The 19,770-nt window shown below is 33.5% G+C and carries 19 protein-coding genes; 7 read left to right on the top strand and 12 right to left on the bottom strand.

Annotated elements, in window-relative coordinates; genetic code table 11:
• Nucleotides 1–137: 137 nt before the first annotated feature.
• From ACNQGG_RS05265 to ACNQGG_RS05230, 8 genes are all read right to left on the bottom strand, one after another.
• A complete protein-coding gene (locus tag ACNQGG_RS05265) occupies nt 138–908 on the bottom strand; it encodes a TerC family protein (RefSeq protein WP_417961981.1) in 771 nt (256 codons plus the stop codon).
• Between the two features lie 36 nt (nt 909–944).
• Nucleotides 945–1,322, bottom strand: coding sequence for a DNA topoisomerase IV (locus ACNQGG_RS05260; RefSeq protein WP_417961980.1), 378 nt, complete (start codon nt 1,320–1,322; stop codon nt 945–947).
• 98 nt (nt 1,323–1,420) lie between these two features.
• Nucleotides 1,421–1,993 (bottom strand): pentapeptide repeat-containing protein, encoded by a 573-nt coding sequence (locus ACNQGG_RS05255; RefSeq protein WP_417961979.1) that lies wholly within the window; start codon nt 1,991–1,993, stop codon nt 1,421–1,423.
• Nucleotides 1,993–2,214, bottom strand: a complete 222-nt coding sequence (locus ACNQGG_RS05250) for a DUF6095 family protein (protein WP_417961978.1) — start codon at nt 2,212–2,214, stop codon at nt 1,993–1,995. The genes ACNQGG_RS05255 and ACNQGG_RS05250 overlap by 1 nt, the downstream gene beginning before the upstream one ends.
• 95 nt (nt 2,215–2,309) lie before the next feature.
• Entirely contained in the window at nt 2,310–3,122 is an 813-nt protein-coding gene (murQ, locus tag ACNQGG_RS05245) for an N-acetylmuramic acid 6-phosphate etherase (protein ID WP_417961977.1), read from the bottom strand.
• 46 nt (nt 3,123–3,168) lie between these two features.
• Nucleotides 3,169–3,879, bottom strand: a complete 711-nt coding sequence (locus tag ACNQGG_RS05240) for an endonuclease/exonuclease/phosphatase family protein (protein WP_417961976.1) — start codon at nt 3,877–3,879, stop codon at nt 3,169–3,171.
• A 227-nt stretch (nt 3,880–4,106) separates the two neighbouring features.
• Nucleotides 4,107–4,775, bottom strand: coding sequence for a ZIP family metal transporter (locus ACNQGG_RS05235; protein ID WP_417961975.1), 669 nt, complete (start codon nt 4,773–4,775; stop codon nt 4,107–4,109).
• Nucleotides 4,776–4,867: 92 nt separating this feature from the next.
• Entirely contained in the window at nt 4,868–5,632 is a 765-nt protein-coding gene (locus ACNQGG_RS05230; RefSeq protein WP_417961974.1) for a class I SAM-dependent methyltransferase, read from the bottom strand.
• Between the two features lie 95 nt (nt 5,633–5,727).
• On the opposite strand from ACNQGG_RS05230, the gene ACNQGG_RS05225 reads away from it, so the two are divergent.
• Entirely contained in the window at nt 5,728–6,927 is a 1,200-nt protein-coding gene (locus ACNQGG_RS05225) for a THUMP domain-containing class I SAM-dependent RNA methyltransferase (protein ID WP_417961973.1), read from the top strand.
• Nucleotides 6,928–6,947: 20 nt separating this feature from the next.
• Nucleotides 6,948–7,184 carry a hypothetical protein gene (locus tag ACNQGG_RS05220; protein WP_416857927.1) on the top strand — a complete coding sequence of 79 codons (237 nt, stop codon included), beginning with the start codon at nt 6,948–6,950 and terminating at the stop codon, nt 7,182–7,184.
• Between the two features lie 167 nt (nt 7,185–7,351).
• On the opposite strand, the gene ACNQGG_RS05215 is transcribed toward ACNQGG_RS05220, so the two are convergent.
• From ACNQGG_RS05215 to rlmD, 3 genes are all read right to left on the bottom strand, one after another.
• On the bottom strand, nt 7,352–8,128 hold the full coding sequence (locus ACNQGG_RS05215) for a DUF6048 family protein (protein WP_417961972.1): 777 nt from the start codon (nt 8,126–8,128) through the stop codon (nt 7,352–7,354).
• Between the two features lie 10 nt (nt 8,129–8,138).
• Nucleotides 8,139–8,678 (bottom strand): DUF6452 family protein, encoded by a 540-nt coding sequence (locus ACNQGG_RS05210; RefSeq protein ID WP_417961971.1) that lies wholly within the window; start codon nt 8,676–8,678, stop codon nt 8,139–8,141.
• Nucleotides 8,679–8,794: 116 nt separating this feature from the next.
• Nucleotides 8,795–10,210, bottom strand: a complete 1,416-nt coding sequence (gene rlmD / locus ACNQGG_RS05205) for a 23S rRNA (uracil(1939)-C(5))-methyltransferase RlmD (protein WP_417961969.1) — start codon at nt 10,208–10,210, stop codon at nt 8,795–8,797.
• A gap of 848 nt (nt 10,211–11,058) precedes the next feature.
• Between rlmD and ACNQGG_RS05200 the strand changes: the two genes are divergently transcribed.
• Both ACNQGG_RS05200 and ACNQGG_RS05195 read left to right on the top strand, forming a co-directional pair.
• The gene (locus ACNQGG_RS05200) at nt 11,059–12,114 is read left to right on the top strand and encodes a sensor histidine kinase (RefSeq protein WP_417961968.1); all 1,056 of its coding nucleotides are present in this window, start codon (nt 11,059–11,061) and stop codon (nt 12,112–12,114) included.
• 96 nt (nt 12,115–12,210) lie between these two features.
• A complete protein-coding gene (locus ACNQGG_RS05195) occupies nt 12,211–12,621 on the top strand; it encodes an OsmC family peroxiredoxin (RefSeq protein ID WP_417961967.1) in 411 nt (136 codons plus the stop codon).
• Between the two features lie 81 nt (nt 12,622–12,702).
• On the opposite strand, the gene ACNQGG_RS05190 is transcribed toward ACNQGG_RS05195, so the two are convergent.
• The gene (locus ACNQGG_RS05190; RefSeq protein WP_417961966.1) at nt 12,703–13,245 is read right to left on the bottom strand and encodes an RNA polymerase sigma factor; all 543 of its coding nucleotides are present in this window, start codon (nt 13,243–13,245) and stop codon (nt 12,703–12,705) included.
• Nucleotides 13,246–13,390: 145 nt separating this feature from the next.
• Here ACNQGG_RS05190 and ACNQGG_RS05185 point away from each other — a divergent pair, with 145 nt between their 5' ends.
• The 3 genes from ACNQGG_RS05185 (at nt 13,391) to ACNQGG_RS05175 (ending at nt 19,756) form a co-directional block, all read left to right on the top strand.
• Entirely contained in the window at nt 13,391–14,533 is a 1,143-nt protein-coding gene (locus tag ACNQGG_RS05185) for a FecR family protein (protein ID WP_417961965.1), read from the top strand.
• Nucleotides 14,534–14,677: 144 nt separating this feature from the next.
• A complete protein-coding gene (locus ACNQGG_RS05180; RefSeq protein WP_417961964.1) occupies nt 14,678–17,977 on the top strand; it encodes a TonB-dependent receptor in 3,300 nt (1,099 codons plus the stop codon).
• Between the two features lie 96 nt (nt 17,978–18,073).
• Nucleotides 18,074–19,756, top strand: coding sequence for a RagB/SusD family nutrient uptake outer membrane protein (locus ACNQGG_RS05175; protein ID WP_417961963.1), 1,683 nt, complete (start codon nt 18,074–18,076; stop codon nt 19,754–19,756).
• Nucleotides 19,757–19,770 lie beyond the last annotated feature (14 nt).

The raw sequence follows: 19,770 nt of genomic DNA, 5'->3' as shown, positions 1-19,770 counted from the left end.
TAATTTATAAAACAAATATATAAAAGAAAAAAGACCAAATTAGAGTCTTTTTGTGTTCTGCTATTTCAAGACGAGGCCTGTTCTCAGCATAAAAAAAGCTCCATTTCGGGAGCTTTTTCATGAAAACATATTTTCTATTACTTTTTTTTCTTCATTTTCATATTCAATACTTCAACTAATAAAGAGAAAGTTATAGCAAAATATAAGTATCCTTTTGGTACCGGTGTAACGTGGTTTCCAAAGATTAAAGCATCTGATAAATGCGCACTTTCAGTAAGTAACATCATTCCAATTAAAATCAAAAAAGACAATCCCAGAATTTGAATTGATGGGTGTTTATTGACAAAATTCCCTACAGGAACAGCAAATTGCATCATAATTAATACTGAAATAACTACAGCTGTAACCATGATATAAATAGCACCTTCTACACCATTTGTCATCCCTACCGCAGTAAGAATACTGTCAAAAGAAAATACTAAATCGATCATAATGATTTGTAAAAGTACATTTTGAAATGATTTTGTAGCCGCTTTGCCTAATTCTTTTTCTTCATGTCCTTTTTCATCTACTTTCTCCCGAATCTCATTCGTGCTTTTATAAATCAAGAATAATCCTCCTGATAAAAGAATGATACTTTGACCCGTAATTCCCGCGGAAAACCAACTCAAATCAATATGAAACCAAGGTTCTTTCATTTGGATCAATAAATTAATTCCAAACAAGAGCCCAATTCTCATAAACATAGCAAGAAACATTCCTACTTTAGTAGCTTTTTTGCGTTGCTCAATGGGCAATTTTCCAGTGGCAATCGATATAAAAATAATGTTGTCGATTCCCAATACAATTTCCAAAAAGGTCAATGTTAATAAGGCAATCCAAGCATCGGGATTTAAAAATACTTCCATTTTATTTAGTTATGATTTGTAAGTTTTAATTTGAAATTAGTAATCACCAATCTTGGTGACAGTTCCTTTTTGTTTCGTGTCAACGCCAACCATTCCAAATTCAAAGGTATAGGAATTTTTTGATGTTGTCAAAATTTTCATGTCGATTGCCTTTTCTTCTGCTCTATTTTTGGGATGTAATTTCTGCAAAATATACTCACAATCATTTACCCAGCGAATCGAAGCGGTATCCGTTTTTCCTTCAAATGTTTCAATTTCCAGACTGTCATTGCGTTCAAAAACGGTTGTTTTTTTTATGCCGTTGACTTTGTATTCAAATTTGAATTTTCCGGTTTTAAAGTCCTTGCAATTGCGTTCCACATTGTAGCATGACATTAGTACTAATAATGGGAGGAGGAAGATTATTTTTTTCATATTTTTTTGGAGCTGTTTACTGCTTTACGTTTCAATCTTTTTTCGGTAAAAACCTCAAAAAAGGATTTCTCCCGAAACTTCGGGACAATCAAGGGTAGTTATTCGATTTTAATATCATATTTATCTAAAAGTCCAATGATTCCTTGTGTAGAAAATTTGGCTTTTTTCATGGGATTGAATTCGGGATCAATTTTAAAATTAGTTGCTTTTGAAAAATCGGCTCCGGCCAATTGGGTATTGTTAAAAATAGTACCCTCCAAATTGCTGTTGTCAAAAACGGAACTCGTAAGATTGGTGCCAACAAAACTTACCTCTCTTAACGAACAAGAATTGAATTTTGTCTTTGGCATTTTTTTATTCGCAAAAGATGAATAATCCAAGACGCATTCCTGAAAATTGACATTAAACAGGAAATCGTCGCATTCCTCAAATTGAATACCCAGTAATTTGCAGTTTTTAAATTGTATTCCTTTTAAACTTGTCCCTGATAATTTGGTCATCGCCAGATTACAATCGATGAATTCACAATCCATGAAGCTACTATAGGAAAAGTCACTATTTGATAAATCACAGTTTTTAAAAACGCAATCTTCAAATTCTCGGTTGTTAACTTTTTTATCGGTGTAAACGATTTTTTTAAATGTTTTTTGAACGTGAATTAGGTTTTCCATTAGTCGTTAAATAAGCTTTTCGTAATTGTTTTTAATCCCAAGTACATCAGAAACATGGCGGCAAGACAAGCAATAATTCCAATTACTAAAACCAAATAATGCCACATATTTTGTTGATTCATAAAGGCATTATAAATCACTGATGGACCTATAAATAGCAACGGTAAAGCGCCTGCTAAATATTTAATTCCTTTGGATAATAGTTCTTTGTTGGTTGCCATTTTTAGTTATAAATTTGGAGTTAAAGTATGCTAAAAACGAAGTGTGATTGCTTTGTTGCTCGCAATGACGCTTCGATTGAAAACTGCGACTGTTTCTAACCGTTATAATTATCGACTGCCTTCCTCACACTTCCATATTTATTCAATAATTCAGCGGCTTTTTCATAGGAAACAGGAATTTCTCCCATAATCATTTTCACGCCACGATCTACCAGTTTGCTATTGCTCAGTTGCATATCGACCATTTTATTGCCTTTCACTTTCCCCAGTTGAATCATAGTAGTTGTGGTAATCATATTCAGCACCAGTTTTTGGGCTGTTCCTGCTTTCATACGGGAACTTCCGGTTACAAATTCTGGTCCCACAACCACTTCGATTGGGAATTTTGCGGTTTGCGAAAGCGGGCTTCCTGCATTGCAAGAAATACTTCCTGTGCTAATATTATTTTCGTTACACGCTTGTAATCCTCTAATAACATAAGGCGTTGTTCCTGAAGCGGCAATTCCTACAACAACATCATTCTCTTTTATATTGAAAGCTTTCAAATCAATCCAGGCTTGTGCAGCGTTGTCTTCGGCATTTTCTACGGCTCTACGGATTGCGATATCACCACCGGCAATAATTCCGATTACTAAATCGAAAGGGACTCCAAATGTTGGTGGACATTCCGAAGCATCCAGAATTCCCAAACGTCCCGAAGTTCCTGCGCCTATATAGAATAATCGTCCGCCGAGTTTCATTTTAGCAACGATTTCAATCACTAAGTTTTCTATTTGTGGCAAGGCTTTTTCTACGGCAAGCGGAACCGTTTTGTCTTCCTGATTGATATTAGAAAGTAATTCTTGAACCGACATTTTTTCTAAATGTTCGTATTTTGAGGATTGTTCGGTGGTTTTGGTAAAAGTCATTTTTTTTGGGGTTCTAAGTTGTTACCTGTTGCTGTTCTTTTTTCTGTCATATGTCAAGTGTAACTGTTAATGGTTTATGGTCGCTGTGTTTTGTCCACTTTTCATAAGCACCAACTTCGACATTATCTAATTTTTCAATAAGATTTAAAGATGCAAAACAGAAGTCGATATGATATGGTCTGTCAATTTTCCGGTGCATAAAAAGTGTTTTATCTTTTTCCTGTCCTTGAGTTTGGTTGTGGAAATGATGATAAGTGCTTAAAATATTTTTAGTCTTTAAATAATCAACAAGGTTTGTATGGTTATAAATTCTGTTTGGTTTGTCCCAAATGGAATTGCTATTGAAATCTCCAGCAAGAATTACATTTTCATTGTCTAATAAGTTGCTATAAAAATGAACCGCGTTCCAAACCTGCTCTGTATAGCAGTCGTGTTTTTCAGGCTTCTGTGACCATATTGCGAAAACTGTCAAATTGATTTTGTCGTTGTAAACTGACAAAGGTAAAACATATTTAAAATCCGTATTATGTATATCAAGCAGTTTAATTTTGAAGTCGTTATATGAAAAAACTCCAATTCCTTTATGTGGATTGTCGCCATACCAAAAAATATCAGTTGGCTGTTTTGTGTCAAGTCCAAATAAAAGTCGCTCTTGATTTTCGCATTCAGGAATAATTAGAATGTCTGGCTGTTCTGCCAGAATAAACTCCGCTTTTTTACGGAAAGCCATGTTACAATTCCAAGTTATTATTTTCATTCTGCTTATTTGTCGTTGAGTCATGCTACAAGTAGCAGGTTACTTATTAATAGGAGCCATAAAATGACTGTAATCTACCCAATTTTGGATAATTTTGTAACATAAAATGTTCTTTTTTTGCGTGAGGGATAGCAGCGGAAATCCTTTTTATTTTTCCTTTAAAAATAAAAAGATTGCAGCGAATAGCCCGACCCGATTTTTCAGCGGGTCACGCCCAAATTATAAAATTATATAAAATACGCCAAGGCAATTCCAAAAATGATCATCGAAACTTTGGCGATATTGAACTTGTGTCCTTCGCTGGTTTCAAAAATAATGGTGGATGAAATATGAAATAATATTCCTATTACAATGGCTGTGATTTCAGTATAATATACGTTTAATATAGGCATATAATCAGACAAAAATGTTCCGAGTGGTGTCATAATTGCAAAGGTTGCCATGAAAAAAAGTATCGCGTTTTTATCCAGATTTGCATTGATGAAAAATGTCGTCAAAATGATTGCAATTGGCAAATGATGAATGGCAATTCCCACCGCTAAATCATGGTGGTGGCTTACGGGAAATCCTTCCAGAAAGGCATGGATACAAAGACTGATGAATAACAACCACGGGATTTGGGTCATTGTTTCATGGCCGTGAACGTGACCGTGTTCAGCACCTTTGGAGAAAAATTCTAAGATGATTTGGAATAAGATTCCCAGCATGATGAAAATTCCAATTTTTGGATTAGCGTTTTCGTAGACTTCGGGCAATAAGTGCATTACCGTTAGGGAAAGTAAAAAGGAACCGCTAAAGGCCAATAAAAGCTTTAAATTTGTTTTGTTTTTTGGTCTTAAAACCAAAGCGAAAATATATCCTATAAGTACGGAAAGTAATGGTAAAAGATAATTCATTATTTATTTAACCGTTTATTTATTAATCTGTTTAACCGTTTTTTGTTTTGTCGATTAATCTTAATAAATGATTAACCGATTAACCCAATCAACTATTTAAAAATCATGATTAGTCGTTCACTATCTGTTTTGTGGAATTTTTTCAATTTATAATCGCCAAAAATATCCAATAAGTAAATTCCGGCTTCTTCCATTAAATCCTCAAAATCTTTTAACGTAAGCGCTTTTACTTTTTCGATAAAATGAAATTTTTGACCTTTGTCCTCAAAATCAATTTCTTTGTAAATATGATCGTCCTTTAGATACCGTTTAATATGAAAATCGATTCCTTCAACTGTTTTTGTTTCTTCAGGAACCAATGTTTCCAGTACTTGGGTCACATTCATGAAGTCAATCACGGCAAAGCCATATTCTGAAAGGCTTTCTTTAATGGCTTTTAATGTGGTAAGATTGTCTTCGTCATTTTCGAAATAGCCAAAACTGGTAAATAAATTGAAAATGGCATCATATTTTTCTTCAAAAGGTTCACGCATGTCATGAACTTTGAAATGGAGCGTTTCATTAGTATTTTTAGAAGCTTCAGCAATGCTGTTTTCAGATAAATCAGCGCCAAGGACATCAAATCCCAATTGGTTCAAGTATATAGAATGACGGCCTTTGCCACAAGCTAAATCCAATACTTTTGCTTTTTCAGGAAGATTAAGGTAATGGGTAAGATTATCCATAAAAACCTGGGCTTCTCTGTAGTTTCGTTCTTTATATAGAATGTGATAATACGGAGAGTCAAACCAAGACGTATACCAGTTTTCAGTTGATTTTAGTTGATTTTCAGTTGGTGGATTTTGTGCTGCAGACATTTATTCTTTTTCAATTAATTCGATTGATGCAAATTTAGTGTATTTTTGCCGAATATAACGATAACAATTCCCCCTTTAGGGGGTAGAGGGGGCAAATGGAAAATAATTATAAAATGATTGCCAAAACCTTTTTTGGTTTTGAAGAAATATTAGCAAAAGAATTGCAAATGCTGGGCGCTCAAAACGTGGAGCAAGGTGTGAGAATGGTGAGTTTTAAAGGGGATAAAGGGTTTATGTACAAAGCAAATCTAGCGTTGCGTACGGCTTTGAAAATCCTGAAACCTATTTATTTTTTCAAGGCAAATAATGAACAGGCTTTGTACAAAGGGATTTCAAGTATGAATTGGTCTAAATTATTGAATGCCAACCAGACTTTTGTGATTGATACAACGGTGCATTCGGAATATTTTAACCACTCGGAATTTGTTTCCCAAAAATGTAAAGATGCAATCGTGGATCAGTTCAGAGAAAGAACAGGACAACGACCAAGTATTGACAAAGTACATCCTGATTTAAGAATTAATATTCACATCGATAAAGATCAAGTTTCAGTTGCACTGGATACTTCCGGGAATGCATTAAACCAACGTGGGTATAGAACCGCTACCAATATTGCCCCTATAAACGAGGTATTGGCAGCCGGAATTCTATTGCTTTCGGGCTGGGACGGTCAAGGAGATTTTTTGGATCCAATGTGTGGTTCCGGAACATTTTTAGCCGAAGCGGCGATGATTGCCTGTAATATTCCGGCAAACATTAACCGTAAAGAATTTGCTTTCGAAAAATGGAACGATTGGGACAATGACTTATTTGACAATATTTCAGACAGTTTATTGAAACGCGTTCGGGAGTTTCATTATACCATAAAAGGCTACGATAAAGCTCCGAGTGCAGTTCAAAAAGCCAAAGACAACATTAAAAATGCCAATCTTGATGAGTATATTTCTATTGAGGAGCAGAACTTTTTTGATACAGAAAAAACATCAGAAGGGAAATTGCACATGGTTTTCAATCCGCCGTATGATGAGCGTTTGGATATCCACATGGAAGAATTCTACAAAAGCATTGGTGACACCTTAAAGAAAAATTACCCGGGAACTAACGCTTGGTTAATCACGGCTAATCTGGAAGCCTTGAAATATGTTGGACTAAAACCTTCGAGAAAAATCAAACTTTTCAATGCTGGTCTAGAAGCGCGATTGGTGAAATATGAGATGTACGAAGGAAGTAAAAGAACGAAATTTCAAGTGTCAGAAAGCGGAGATCAGGTATCGGATTCAGATAAAAATATATAAATTAAAACGCATAATTTATTATGACCAAATTACAAGTACGTGCCTTTCTTTTTCAACTCGGTTGTTTTGCGATATTATTTACTTTATTTAGATATATCGTAGCACATTATACCAATTTAACTGGTTATTGGATTCCATTGACCGCTTTTGCAATTGGAACACTTTTATCTCCAAAATTTCAAGCGGTGAAAACGAAAGACGGAGAAAAATTATTTATGAAGTGGATTTTCATTAAAGGACTTCGCGTTATTGGGTAGTTTTAAAAAGTGTGCTTTTTACTTTAAATATAATAATTAGAGTATTCAGTTAAGTTTTAAAAAATATTACAGTAAACGGTTTATTCATTCTACTCAAAACAAAAAAAAATCGCAAAGAGAACAACTGTTGTTTTCTTTGCGATTTTTTTTTATTCTAAATTCGGAATTTATTTAGTCTCTGTTTTTTTAGGAACGATTGTAGCCGTTTTTTTCTTGTAAAAAGGAATGAAGTAGGTTACCGTGTAATTGAATCCTACCCCAAAAGTACCATTGTAAGTTCTGTTGAAACCCGGAATATACAGATTGTCAAAATTGTCTGGTTTTTTATTAGAAACCAATGCATTTAAGCGAAGGCTGAAACCCACAAACACATTATCAAAGACTTTTGCTTTTACTCCTGCGACAACTTCAACCCAGCTGGCAGTCAATCCATTATATTTAGCGCCGGATGCAATTGCCGGTACTTCCCCAAAATATGGATTGGCATTGTAGATTTTATAATTGTTCAATTGTTGACTGAAGCTACTCAAACCATATCGCATTCCTATCGAAATAATATTCTCCATATTCAGCCAGTTTTCATAGCCATTGTAATCAAAACCCGCTTTTAAGTAAGTTCCTTTTGCCGTGGTATTCAGGCGGTCGTCTTCAGTGGTTTTATTTTCATTTCCAACTTCAGCTGCCAAGAAATATCTTTTTGTCAAGCGATAATCGCCGACTAATTCTATGCCTTTGTAATTTTTATCATATAAAGCACGCGTCAATTTGTATAAATCAATACCTACACGAAAACCGTAACGATCCGTTTTTACAATGGTATCGTTCTTTATTTCGGATGAATTCTTTTCAATTATAGGTTTTGGAGCTTCAGGAATCACTTGATCCATTTTTTTTCTTTGGATGGTGTCGGTGTCTTGTGCTTGTGCCAAAAATAGAGACAACATGAGGCAAAAACTAAAAAAATATTTTAATGTGTGTGTCATTTTCGTTATCTATATTACTTTTTTCAACCGAGATGTATTTAATCCATTTTGTATCAGGAACCGTTGCATCAGTATGTGTATACGGATTTGAAGTGTTCAACGCAAACAGCGTCTTAAATCCACAAGCTCTTGATACAAAAAAGTCAGCTCTGGTATAATCAAACCTGATATTGTCTTGGTTTACCAAAGCTGGATTTGCATTTCCGGAATTTAAAATAAAACTATAGCTTGTAGTATCTTCGTTTGTTTTCAATGGAATTGAAATCGTGCTTCCGTTAGTCAAGTATTTAGAGTCATCAATAGCACCGACATTAAAAATAATTCCATCGGTCATTCCTGGACTGACTACTTTTAGATTTGTCACATTTTTCAAAACCGAAGGATTCAAGAAATCATAAAAGCCAATCACTAAACGGGGTGTTGTGGGAGTATTTGCATCGCAAATATCATCTTTCTCACAACTGGAGAACGATAGCGCTAATACGAATACCAATAAAATTATTTTTTTCATTTATAATTTGTTTTTGTGTAAACCGGTCCACAATTTAGTGACTGAAGAAAAAATTTCTATAGTAATGACAATTTTTAAAATCAAAAATCAACATTCACTAATCAAAAATCTGCAATTTATTTTCTTTTTTCCAAAAGTACAACATTCTCTACGTGATGCGTTTGCGGAAACATATCCACAGGGCGTACCCGAGTCACTTTGTATTTCTCGTCCATCAAAGCCAAATCACGTGCTTGTGTAGCCGAATTACAACTTACATAAACTACTTTTTCAGGTGCAATTTTCATAATTTGTTCAATTACAGCTGCGTGCATTCCATCTCTTGGTGGATCGGTGATAATCACATCAGGATGTCCGTGTTGAGCGATGAAACTATCGTTGAAAACAACTTTCATATCTCCTACAAAGAACTCGCAATTGCTGATTTCATTGCGTTCGGCATTTAATTTGGCATCTTTAATGGCTTCAGGGACACTTTCTACACCGATTACTTTTTTTGCTTTTTTCGAAACAAATTGCGCAATAGTGCCTGTTCCCGTATATAAATCATAAACGATTTCATTTCCGGTAAGTCCAGCAAAATCGCGCGTTATTTTATACAATTCATACGCCTGATCCGAATTGGTTTGGTAAAAAGATTTCGCATTAATGCTAAATTTCAACCCTTCCATTTCTTCTAAGATGTAATCTCTTCCTTTGTATAATTTAATATCAGTGTCGTATAAAGTATCGTTTGCTTTATTGTTTATCACGTATTGAAGCGAAGTAATTTGCGGGAATTTCTCGTAAAGATGGTCCAGAAGTAATTCTCTGTTGGCTTTGTCATTTTCAAAAAACTGAATTAAAACCATGATTTCACCGGTCGAAGCAGTACGCAACATCAATGTTCTAAGCAATCCTTCGTGTGCTCTTGGATTAAAGAAAGTTAAGCCATGGGCATTGGCAAAATCTCTCACTTCGTTTCTAATCGCATTGGAAGGATCTTCCTGCAAATGGCATTTGTTGATATCCAGGATTTTGTCCCACATTTTCGGAATGTGAAAACCAAGTGCGTTTCTGTTTCCTAAATCTTCGGTGCTATCAATTTCCTTTTCGGTCAACCAACGGCTATTCGAAAACGAAAATTCCATTTTGTTTCTGTAAAAAAACTGTTTTTCTGAACCAAGAATCGGTTCAATTTCCGGAAGTTCTATTTTTCCAATACGTTGCAAATGATTTTTCACCTCATTTTGCTTGTAATACAACTGTTGGCTGTATTTCATATTCTGCCATTTACAACCGCCACAAACACCAAAGTGCTCGCAAATAGGTTCTACACGATGCTCTGAATATTCATGAAAATGAACTGCTTTTCCTTCGTAATAAGCCTTGCGCTTCTTGAAAGTCTGCACATCAACCACATCACCCGGAACTACGTTTGGGATAAAAACTACTTTACCATCCGGAGCCTTTGCTACCGAAACGCCTTTTGCACCAGCATCAAGGACTTTTATTTGATGAAAGACAACTTTGTCTGTATTTTTCTTTGCCATAGCGCAAAAATAAGTGTTTGAATGGTTTTATAAATTCAAATTGTGAAATATTTTCACTTTTAAGTGTTTTTTATTTGAGCCAATTCCCGCTTTCCACCGCAAACCCAAACTTTAGTGGTTCTTCCTTACGGTAATTACTATTTTTTAACATAATTGTATTCGGTGAGTGAAATAGTCCCCTAATTAACATTTTGTTTTTTTTAACTTCATTTGAATTCTTTTCGTTTTTTTTAATATTCATATTTATGAATCAAAGAATAAATCCAATACATATAAAAAGGGCGAATAAAGAAAAAACCTAAAATGGTAGGATAACCAAATTCTAATACTAAATTTTTTACCAATAAAAGCGTCTCTTTCAAAGTGGTTTTTGATTGAGCTGTTTGTTCTCTTTAGCCAGTTTTCTACAGGATCTATAAATTATAATTCTATAAAATGCGAAATACTCAGCAATTGTTATCAAATATGCCGTTGTTAAACCACTAAGAATTCTGCTGAATTGGGAACTAAGCAACGCGGAACTTGTGGTAGCTAATTCTGCATATTTCTATCGGTCAAACCATTCTTTAAAATTCGCTTTATTAAACATGAGGCGTATTTATTTTAGAAGGAGCAGTCTAAAAAGCTTCCGTCTGCTGGAGTAAGTCTACCAAAATAAGAGTTTAGTTCTAAAACCAACCTGAAAAATAGTAACTGGATAGTTTGTGACTTTTAATCAGTAAATTGATTTACGTGTTCAAAAAATAATTTTTTTGAAATAAATGATATTTATGGTAAAATTAATTGTACGAATTTTATACTCTCATTTTTAACGTATATATTTACAGTACTAACAAATACATTATTATATGGAATTGTATCGCAAATTATCAAAAATTAGTTTTCTTAAAAAAAGTTATGCATACAAATTCCTTTTTGTTACGTTTATAGGTATTCATATTCCATTGATTGGATTACTTTTTTTTGTTTTATATGGTAAACAGTCGGCTTTACCTCATTCGATAATGATTTTTACATTAATTATGACTTTGTTGGCTACAGGGATTACTTTGTGGGTATTGAAAAAATTAATAAAACCTATTGAGGTAGCCTCAAAAGCATTGGATAATTACAGAAATACAAAAGTGGTGTCTGACCTGCCAACAGTCTTTAAAGATGAAGCTGGTTTGTTAATGGCAAACATTCAGGCATCAATTACAGAAAACGAAAAATATATCAATGACAAGCAGGATTTAGTTTATTTACTTTCACATGATTTGAGAAATTTTGCTGGGAATTCAAACGCCTTAGCTAAACTGATTTTAGAAGAAAACCCTTCAGATTCTGTTACTGAATATGCTGATTTGATTTGTCAATCTACTGATCAACAATTTGTTTTTATTGAAACGGTTATCAATTTGATTAAAGAGGAGGATGAAATTTCAAAAAAAAGAATAGATACTAAGCAGGTTCAAATAACCACTGTTTTATCCCTTGTAGCGGAACAGGTAGCACAAAAGCTGGCAAGTAAAAAGATTAAACTGATTACAGAAATTGAAATTGAGGAAGCTCGTCTTAAAATAGAAGAAGATTTATTGATTAGGGTTTTAGTTAATTTAATTGATAATGCCATAAAATTCTCCTTTCCAAACAGTGAAATTAGAGTTCGTGTTTATTTGGAAAAAGGACAATTAGCTTTTGTGGTTTCTGATTCCGGAATAGGATTTAATCCAAAATATAAGGAAGAACTTTTTAAAAAATTCACCACTAGAAGCAGATTAGGAACGGCTAATGAACCTTCAACCGGAATTGGATTGTATTTGTGTAAAAAAATAGTAGAAAAATATCAGGGAAAACTTTCGGCTGAAAGTGAAGGAATTAATGAAGGAGCTACATTTTTATTTATTTTTGAAAATGTAAAGTGATTCCAGTTGAACTTTAAATATTCGTTAAAAAAAGCAGCGTTCTTAAAAACATATTTTTTAAAAGAACTAAATTTGAGAAAACTAAAAACTATAATTATGAAAAGAAATGCAACTGCAGTTTGGATTGGTTCACTGAAAGAAGGAGCCGGGAAACTAACAACACAAAGTACAACATTAAAGGATACGCAGTATTCATTCAAATCCCGTTTTGAAGAAGGAGTAGGGACTAATCCTGAAGAACTCGTTGCGGCAGCGCATTCCGGGTGTTTTACGATGCAACTTTCCGCATATATAACCGAAGGTGGTTTTGAAATTGAAAGTATCGAAACCAAATGTGATATTGATTTGGTAGAAGGGACTATTATAACGTCACACTTAACAGTAAATGCAAAAGTGAAAGGAATAACTGATGCAGTTTTTCAAGAATTGGTTACAAAAGCAGAGAAAAATTGTCCTATTTCTAAACTATTGAATGCCGCAATTTCTACTACAGCTACTTTAGTGTAAAAAACAAGAATTTACATAAAAAAGGCTCGATTTACAATTAAATCGAGCCTTTTTCTATTTGGATAATTTCGTTACACTTCGTCAATTCTTATTTAAAAATAAAAGTATCAGTAGTGATAATGCATTGCTATTAGACTTTTCCCGTATAAAAGCATAAGACCTTTTCATTTGAGTTTTTACAGTATTTATAGATATATTGTAAGTTTCCGCTATTTCAGAATAACTAAGATCATTTATGACATGGGAAATAAAAATATTTCTTCTAGCTTCAGGAAGTAAATCTAATAATTTAAGGACTTTAATGATTTTACTGTCGTCAGTTTTTTCAAGATTTATGGGATCTTCATATTCGGGAATAGATAAATTGTTTTTTTCTACATCAGCTCTTTTTATTTTTTCTAAATATTGAAGACTCAAATTTTTTACTGCTTTAGACCCATAAGCCCTAAATGATGTGTTAATTGTTGTACACTGTTCTTTATTCCAGAAGTAAATAAAAAAATCCTGAACAATATCCTTTGCAGCTTCTCTATCCTTGGTTATTTGGAAAGAAACCAAGGATAAAAACACAAAGTGTTCTTTGTATAAGTCCTCAAAATTTTTTATATCCTCATGAAATGACATTTCCTAATACTAATAAATTGATTTATATTATTGCATAGTTAATAAAAAAAAACATAAAAAAAAGCATTATGCTAAAAAAAACTTAAAATTGCTGTCACCCTAAATTGATTTTTTCATAACATATATTTAACAAATAAGATTTTTTATGGACATCCCCCAAAATGTAATTAAGGTTCTTCGAGAAATAGAAGTTACAGGAAATATAGATAGTAAAGAATTTGAGAAATTGGTTCCAGAGGAGCAGGAACTTATCAATGCTTTATACAAAAATGGATTAGTGAATGAAGCATTACGATTTATTGATTCAATCGATGTTGAGAAAAATTGGGAAGAATTAAAAAAGAATCTAGATCAGCATAGAAAACCGGTTGCGCCACTATGGAAAAATGTTTATAGATACGCGGCTATTTTTATTGGAGTTATTGGAATCTTCTTTCTCTATCAACAAAAAGATGTTGCTGAATCTAAAATTAAAAAGGATAACAATCAGATTGAGCTTGTATTGGATAATGGAGAAGTGCAAATTCTTAGTGCAAACGGAGAAAATCAAATTGTATCCAATAATGGTCAGGTAATCGGCTCACAAAACGGTTCTGAAATAAAATACAGCTCAAATGCTTCTGTAGATAAGTTGGTATATAATCAAATAAAGATTCCCTATGGCAAAACTTTTAATGTTAAATTATCTGACGGAACGGTTGTATATCTAAATTCAGGTACTGTCTTAAAATATCCGGTAAAATTCATAAAAGGAATGAATAGAGAGGTTTTTCTTGATGGGGAAGCCTATTTTGATGTGAGAAAAGATAAATTACATCCCTTCATTGTAAATGCAAACGCTATGAATGTAAAAGTTTTAGGAACAAAGTTCAATGTTTCGTCATACAAAGAAGATACAGAGATAAGTACAGTATTGGTAGAAGGTTCAGTTAGTTTATCCAATGATGAAAAACCAAATAAAAAAGCGCTCCTTACTCCAGGATATAAAGGAGTTTGGAATAAATCTAGTACAGGTATTTCTTTGGAAAAAGTGGATACGAAGCTTTATACGGATTGGATGAATGGGGAAGTTGTTTTCAGGAAATCAACATTCAATGAAATTATAAAAAAATTAGAACGAAGTTATAATGTTACTATTCAGAACAATAACAGAGAATTAGATGCAGTGAAAATTAACGCATCCTTTAATAAAAATATAGAAACGATTGAGGAAGTAATTTCTTCATTGAGTAAGATTCAACCGTTCACTTATGAAATAAATGATACTAAAATAGTAATAACCAAATAAACTAATTAATGCCTATGAGATAAAGTGTAACTTTTTATAAATGAGTACACTAAAAAAAAAATCGGAAAATAGTTCAGTATTTTCCGATTTATAAAGTGGCTCTAACGACGTACGAAAATAAATCATTTAAAACTAAACAAAATTATGAAAAAAATAATTAAGAAGAACGTGGCACGTCCATATTTTCCTAAAATTAACCTAAAGATGAAACTTACTACCATTTTACTGTTAGTTTCGTTATTAAAAATCCAAGCCAGTACCTATTCGCAAAACACAAAACTTACGTTGAATGTTAAAGACGCAAGTGTTGGACAGATTTTTAATAAAATAGAAACAATCTCAGAATTTAGATTTCTATATGAAAGCGATAAGATTGATTTAGATCGCAAGATTACTTTGAATGTGGAGAAAAAAAACATATCCGAAGTTTTGCAAATGCTATTTAAAGGAACCGATGTGGAATATAAAACAATCGATCGTCAAATTCTTTTAACCAAAAAAAAGAATGCCCTTTCTACAAATACGAAAGCGATAGTCGCTATCGTTAAAGATGAGCAGGCTTTGGAAGTTAGAGGAATAGTGTCTGATAAAAATAACGTTCCACTCCCTGGAGTGAATGTATTTGTTAAGGGAAATACTGCCGGTACCCAAACCGATTTTGATGGTAAATACAGTATTAAAGTTGGGGACAGTAATGGTGTTTTAGTATTCTCGTACATTGGTTTCATTTCACAAGAAATTAGCATTAAAAATAGAGCAACTCTAAATGTTACTTTGTTGGAAGATGTTGCCACATTGAATGAAGTGGTACTTATAGGCTATGGTACGGTAAAGAGAAAAGATTTGACAGGAGCCGTTTCATCTATTAAATCAGAAAAAATTGCTGAGATTCCTACAAACAATGCATTAGAAATTTTACAAGGAAGGATATCCGGTATGGATATGACCAAAAGTGATGGACAAGCCGGATCAGGTTTGAGTTTTACGTTGCGTGGAAATAGATCTTTGAGTGCTTCAAATGCTCCTCTGATTTTAGTGGACGGAATCCCTTATGGTTCAGCAGAAGGTATAAATCCATCGGATATAGCGTCAATTGACGTTCTGAAAGATGCCTCTTCCACTGCTATTTATGGAACTCGTGGAGCAAATGGTGTTATTTTAATTACTACAAAAAGTGGTAAAGCAGGTAAAACGAAAGTCTCTTTTAATACTTATTACGGGCAGCAAGATAATGCTGGTTTGGCTAATATTCAAACTGGCGATCAATATATTAAATTTAAAAGAGAGGCATTTAGAACACGAGGAATTACTAATGATGCTGTTATTTTTAACCCTGCAGAACTTGAGGCAATAAACAAAAAACAGTATGTGGACTGGATGAGGGAAATAATTAATACCGGTTCAGTAAAAAACTATGAACTAAATGCAAACGGAGGAAATGTAAAAACTACTTTCAGCATGTCTCTTGGATTATATGATGAAGAAGGTCTTTTCAAAAATGATAATTTACGTCGCTATAATTTATCTGTTGGTGGCAGTCATAAAATTTCAGATAATATTAAGATTGGCTCAAAGTTCTTTTTTACCAATCAGGATAATAATCGCCGATATGACCCTTTGAATCAAGCAAATAAAATAAATCCTTTTGGGGATCCATATGATGACAATGGAAACATTATACTATATCCGGTAGCTGGACAAAGCTTTAATATCAGTCCATTAGTAGATGAAATCCCTGGAGGATATGTTAATAATTATACCGCAAGCAGAATATTTAATTCATCCTATTTAGAATGGAAGATAATCGATAACTTAAGATTCAAAAGTTCGGCTGGTTTAGATTTTCAAAATAGCCGAAGAGGTTATTATTATGGAAGTAACACTATAACTAGAACTGGAAAAGATTCACAATCAGGAATTGAGAATTCTAGTCAAAAAAACTATACCTGGGAAAACATACTTACCTATTCTAAAAATTTAGGGAATCATGATTTTGACATGCTTTTAGGAAATAGTGTAATCAGTAATAAAACGGAAACATCAGAAGCTTATGGATTCAAACAAGCTTCGGAAACTACTACTTTTTATGATTTAGGATCTAATACAAATTTATTGACAATGAATAGTGATCTTATTGAGAGCAGCCTAAGTTCTTATTTTGGGCGTGTTAATTATAAATTTAGGGGTCGTTATTTACTAACGGCAAGTTTGAGAGCTGATGGATCTTCTGTTTTGGCCGATGGACATAAGTGGGGTTATTTTCCTTCCGCAGCCTTGGGATGGAGAATAAGTGATGAATCATTCATGAAAAAAAATACAGCTGTTTCTAATTTAATGTTTAGAACGAGCTACGGAATTTCGGGTAACAGTGCGATATCTCCATATCAAACATTGGGAGGTTTAGGAAAAGTTACTTATTCTTTTGGCGAAACAGCTGCTTTTGGTTATTATCCTAAAGACATTCAAAATCCTGACCTTTCTTGGGAAACTACTGCGACTACCAATTTTGGTCTTGACTTCGGTCTTTTCGAAAATAGAATCAGTGGTACTTTGAATTACTATATAAGTAAAACCAGTGATCTGTTATTACAACGAGTTCTTCCGCAAACGTCTGGTTTTTCAAGTGTATTTGAGAATATAGGAAAAACAGAAAACAAAGGATTGGAAATAGAATTAAACACAGCCAATATCGTCAATAAAACTGCTGGAGGTTTTCAATGGTCATCCGGATTTAACTTTTCACAAAACAAGGAAAAAATTGTGGCTTTGTCAAGTGGTTCAGATAGAGATTTAGGAAATGGATGGATTGTAGGACAGCCTACTCAAATATATTATGATTATCAAAAAGTTGGTATTTGGCAATTAGGAGAAGAAACTCAGGCAGCTCAATTTGGACAGATTCCAGGAGATATTAAAGTAAAAGATCAAAATAATGATGGGAAGATAACTGCAACTGACGATCGTGTTGTTGTAGGTACGCCGCGTCCCGATTTTAATTTTGGGTTGAGTAACGAATTTTCTTATAAGAACTTTAAATTATCTGTGTTTTTGCTAGGTAGAAAAGGACAGACGATAAGAAATGAAGCAAGTGGAAATTATAAAATTGATGGTAGAGAAAACGGGCCTGTAGTAGATTATTGGACTCCGGAAAATCCTACTAACTCACATCCTCGTCCAGATATAAATAAGAATCAAAACAGTACTTATATGAGTACATTATATTATGCGGATGGGTCATTTGTAAAAATTAAAAATATAACATTCGATTATACTTTAAAAGGTTCAAAAATTGAAAAACTTAAAATCGAGAACATTAGATTTTATAGTTCTTTATTAAACTACTTTACTTTTAGTAAGTTAAAACCATATGATCCTGAAAGAGGAGGGAGTATATCATTTCCAATGACAAAGCAGTTGATTTTTGGAATGAATGTTAATTTTTAAAAATTTTCTTTTGCTAAAGCTGTCTTTTTTAATAGGTAACGGCTTGGTTTTATTTTTAATACAAACAAATTTTATTTAAACATAAACATAAATATTATGAAAAAAATAACTTTCATTCTAATGACTCTCATGGTCATTGGTATGGTTTCCTGTCAAAAGGACTTTCTGGAAGAGACTAATAAAAGTGGCTTAACTGCCGATAGTTTTTATTCAACAACGACAGGTATAGAAGCATTGGTTAATAGTGCGTACACACCACTTCGTTTTTGGTACGGAAAAGAAGGTGGAGCAACATTATCTGAATTAGCAACTGATTTGTTTTTAAAAGGAGGTGATACACATCATCCTGAAATTGGAGAGCAGAATTCAAGTTTCAATAGCCAAAGTCCAGTTGTAGAAGTATATTGGAGTCGCTTTTATGCTGCCATTAACTATTGTAATACCGCTATCGAAAAAATACCGGCATCACCATTATCTGAGGAACTCAAAAAAAGAAGATTAGGTGAGGTTTACTTTCTTAGAGCGATGTACAATTGGAAGATTGTTGAAATGTGGGGAGGGGTAGATTTATCTACTAAACCAACCGTGGGAGTTGTAACTACTTCTACCAGAACATCGGTGGAGGAATTTTACAAATTGATATTTTCAGATCTTGATTTAGCCATAACGAATCTTAATGGCTATACTGTTCCTGATGGTGGAAGAGTGACTAAACCTGCTGCCGAAGCGTTTAAAGCTCGGATGTTGCTTACAAGAGGGATGAATGCCGAGGCTTCTTTATTAGCAAAAAAAGTAATTACTGATTATAACTTTAAATTGTTTAGTGATTATACTGCATTATGGGATATCAATAACAGTGAAGGGTCCACTAATTCAGAAGTTATTTTCTACGTTAACTATTCAGCTAACAATCTATTGAATACTGCCGATGATTCATTTGACGGGAATAGTGCCGCGAACGCTTTTCGTCGAGAAGGTGGAAATCAATTGCATTTAATGTTTACGCCACGCTATGATTTTCATGCAGGCATGATATTGGATATTCCAAATAGTATTGGTTTTCAACGGTATGCGCCAACGAAACGTTACTTGCAATTATTCAATTCAAATATTGATCAAAGATACAAAGGGACTTTCAAAGAGGTTTGGAAACAAAATGGAGGAAACAAAGGAATTTATACGAATATGATAGCTGGAGATACTGCGGTTTACTGGAGTCATACCGTTTTATCAAGTTCTTTCAAAGCAAGTAAGGCTACAAAATATGAATTGAAAGATATAAATGATCTTTACAAACCAGATCAATCTTTGGTTGATGTTAGGAATTTTATAGAAATGCACAAGCACAATAGTACTACTGACAGATCTGCAATCTTTGAATTTAGAAGTAAGCGAGATGCATTTGTAATCAGAATAGCAGAAATGTATTTAATCGTTGGTGAAGCCGAAATGAAATTGAATCATGGAACGGATGCGGCAAGTTATATAAATGTACTAAGAACTAAACGTGCGGTGCCAGGCAAAGAGAGTCTAATGCAGATTAGTGCATCGGATTTGAGTATTGATTTTATTTTAGAGGAACGTGCCAGAGAACTTGGAGGTGAATTATTGCGTTGGTTTGATTTGAAGAGAACAGGGAAATTATTAGAATACGTTAAGGCATATAATCCAAATGCAGCAGCGAATATTCAAGAGAAACACTTGTTACGACCAATACCACAATCCAATTTAGATAGAATAACCAATAAGGATGAGTTTATTCAGAATACGGGTTGGTAGATTAAGATAAAAAA

The sequence above is a fragment of the Flavobacterium esculini genome (assembly GCF_048284325.1).
Classification (GTDB): Bacteria; Bacteroidota; Bacteroidia; order Flavobacteriales; family Flavobacteriaceae; genus Flavobacterium.
This window is presented reverse-complemented; position numbering and strand designations above follow the sequence as displayed.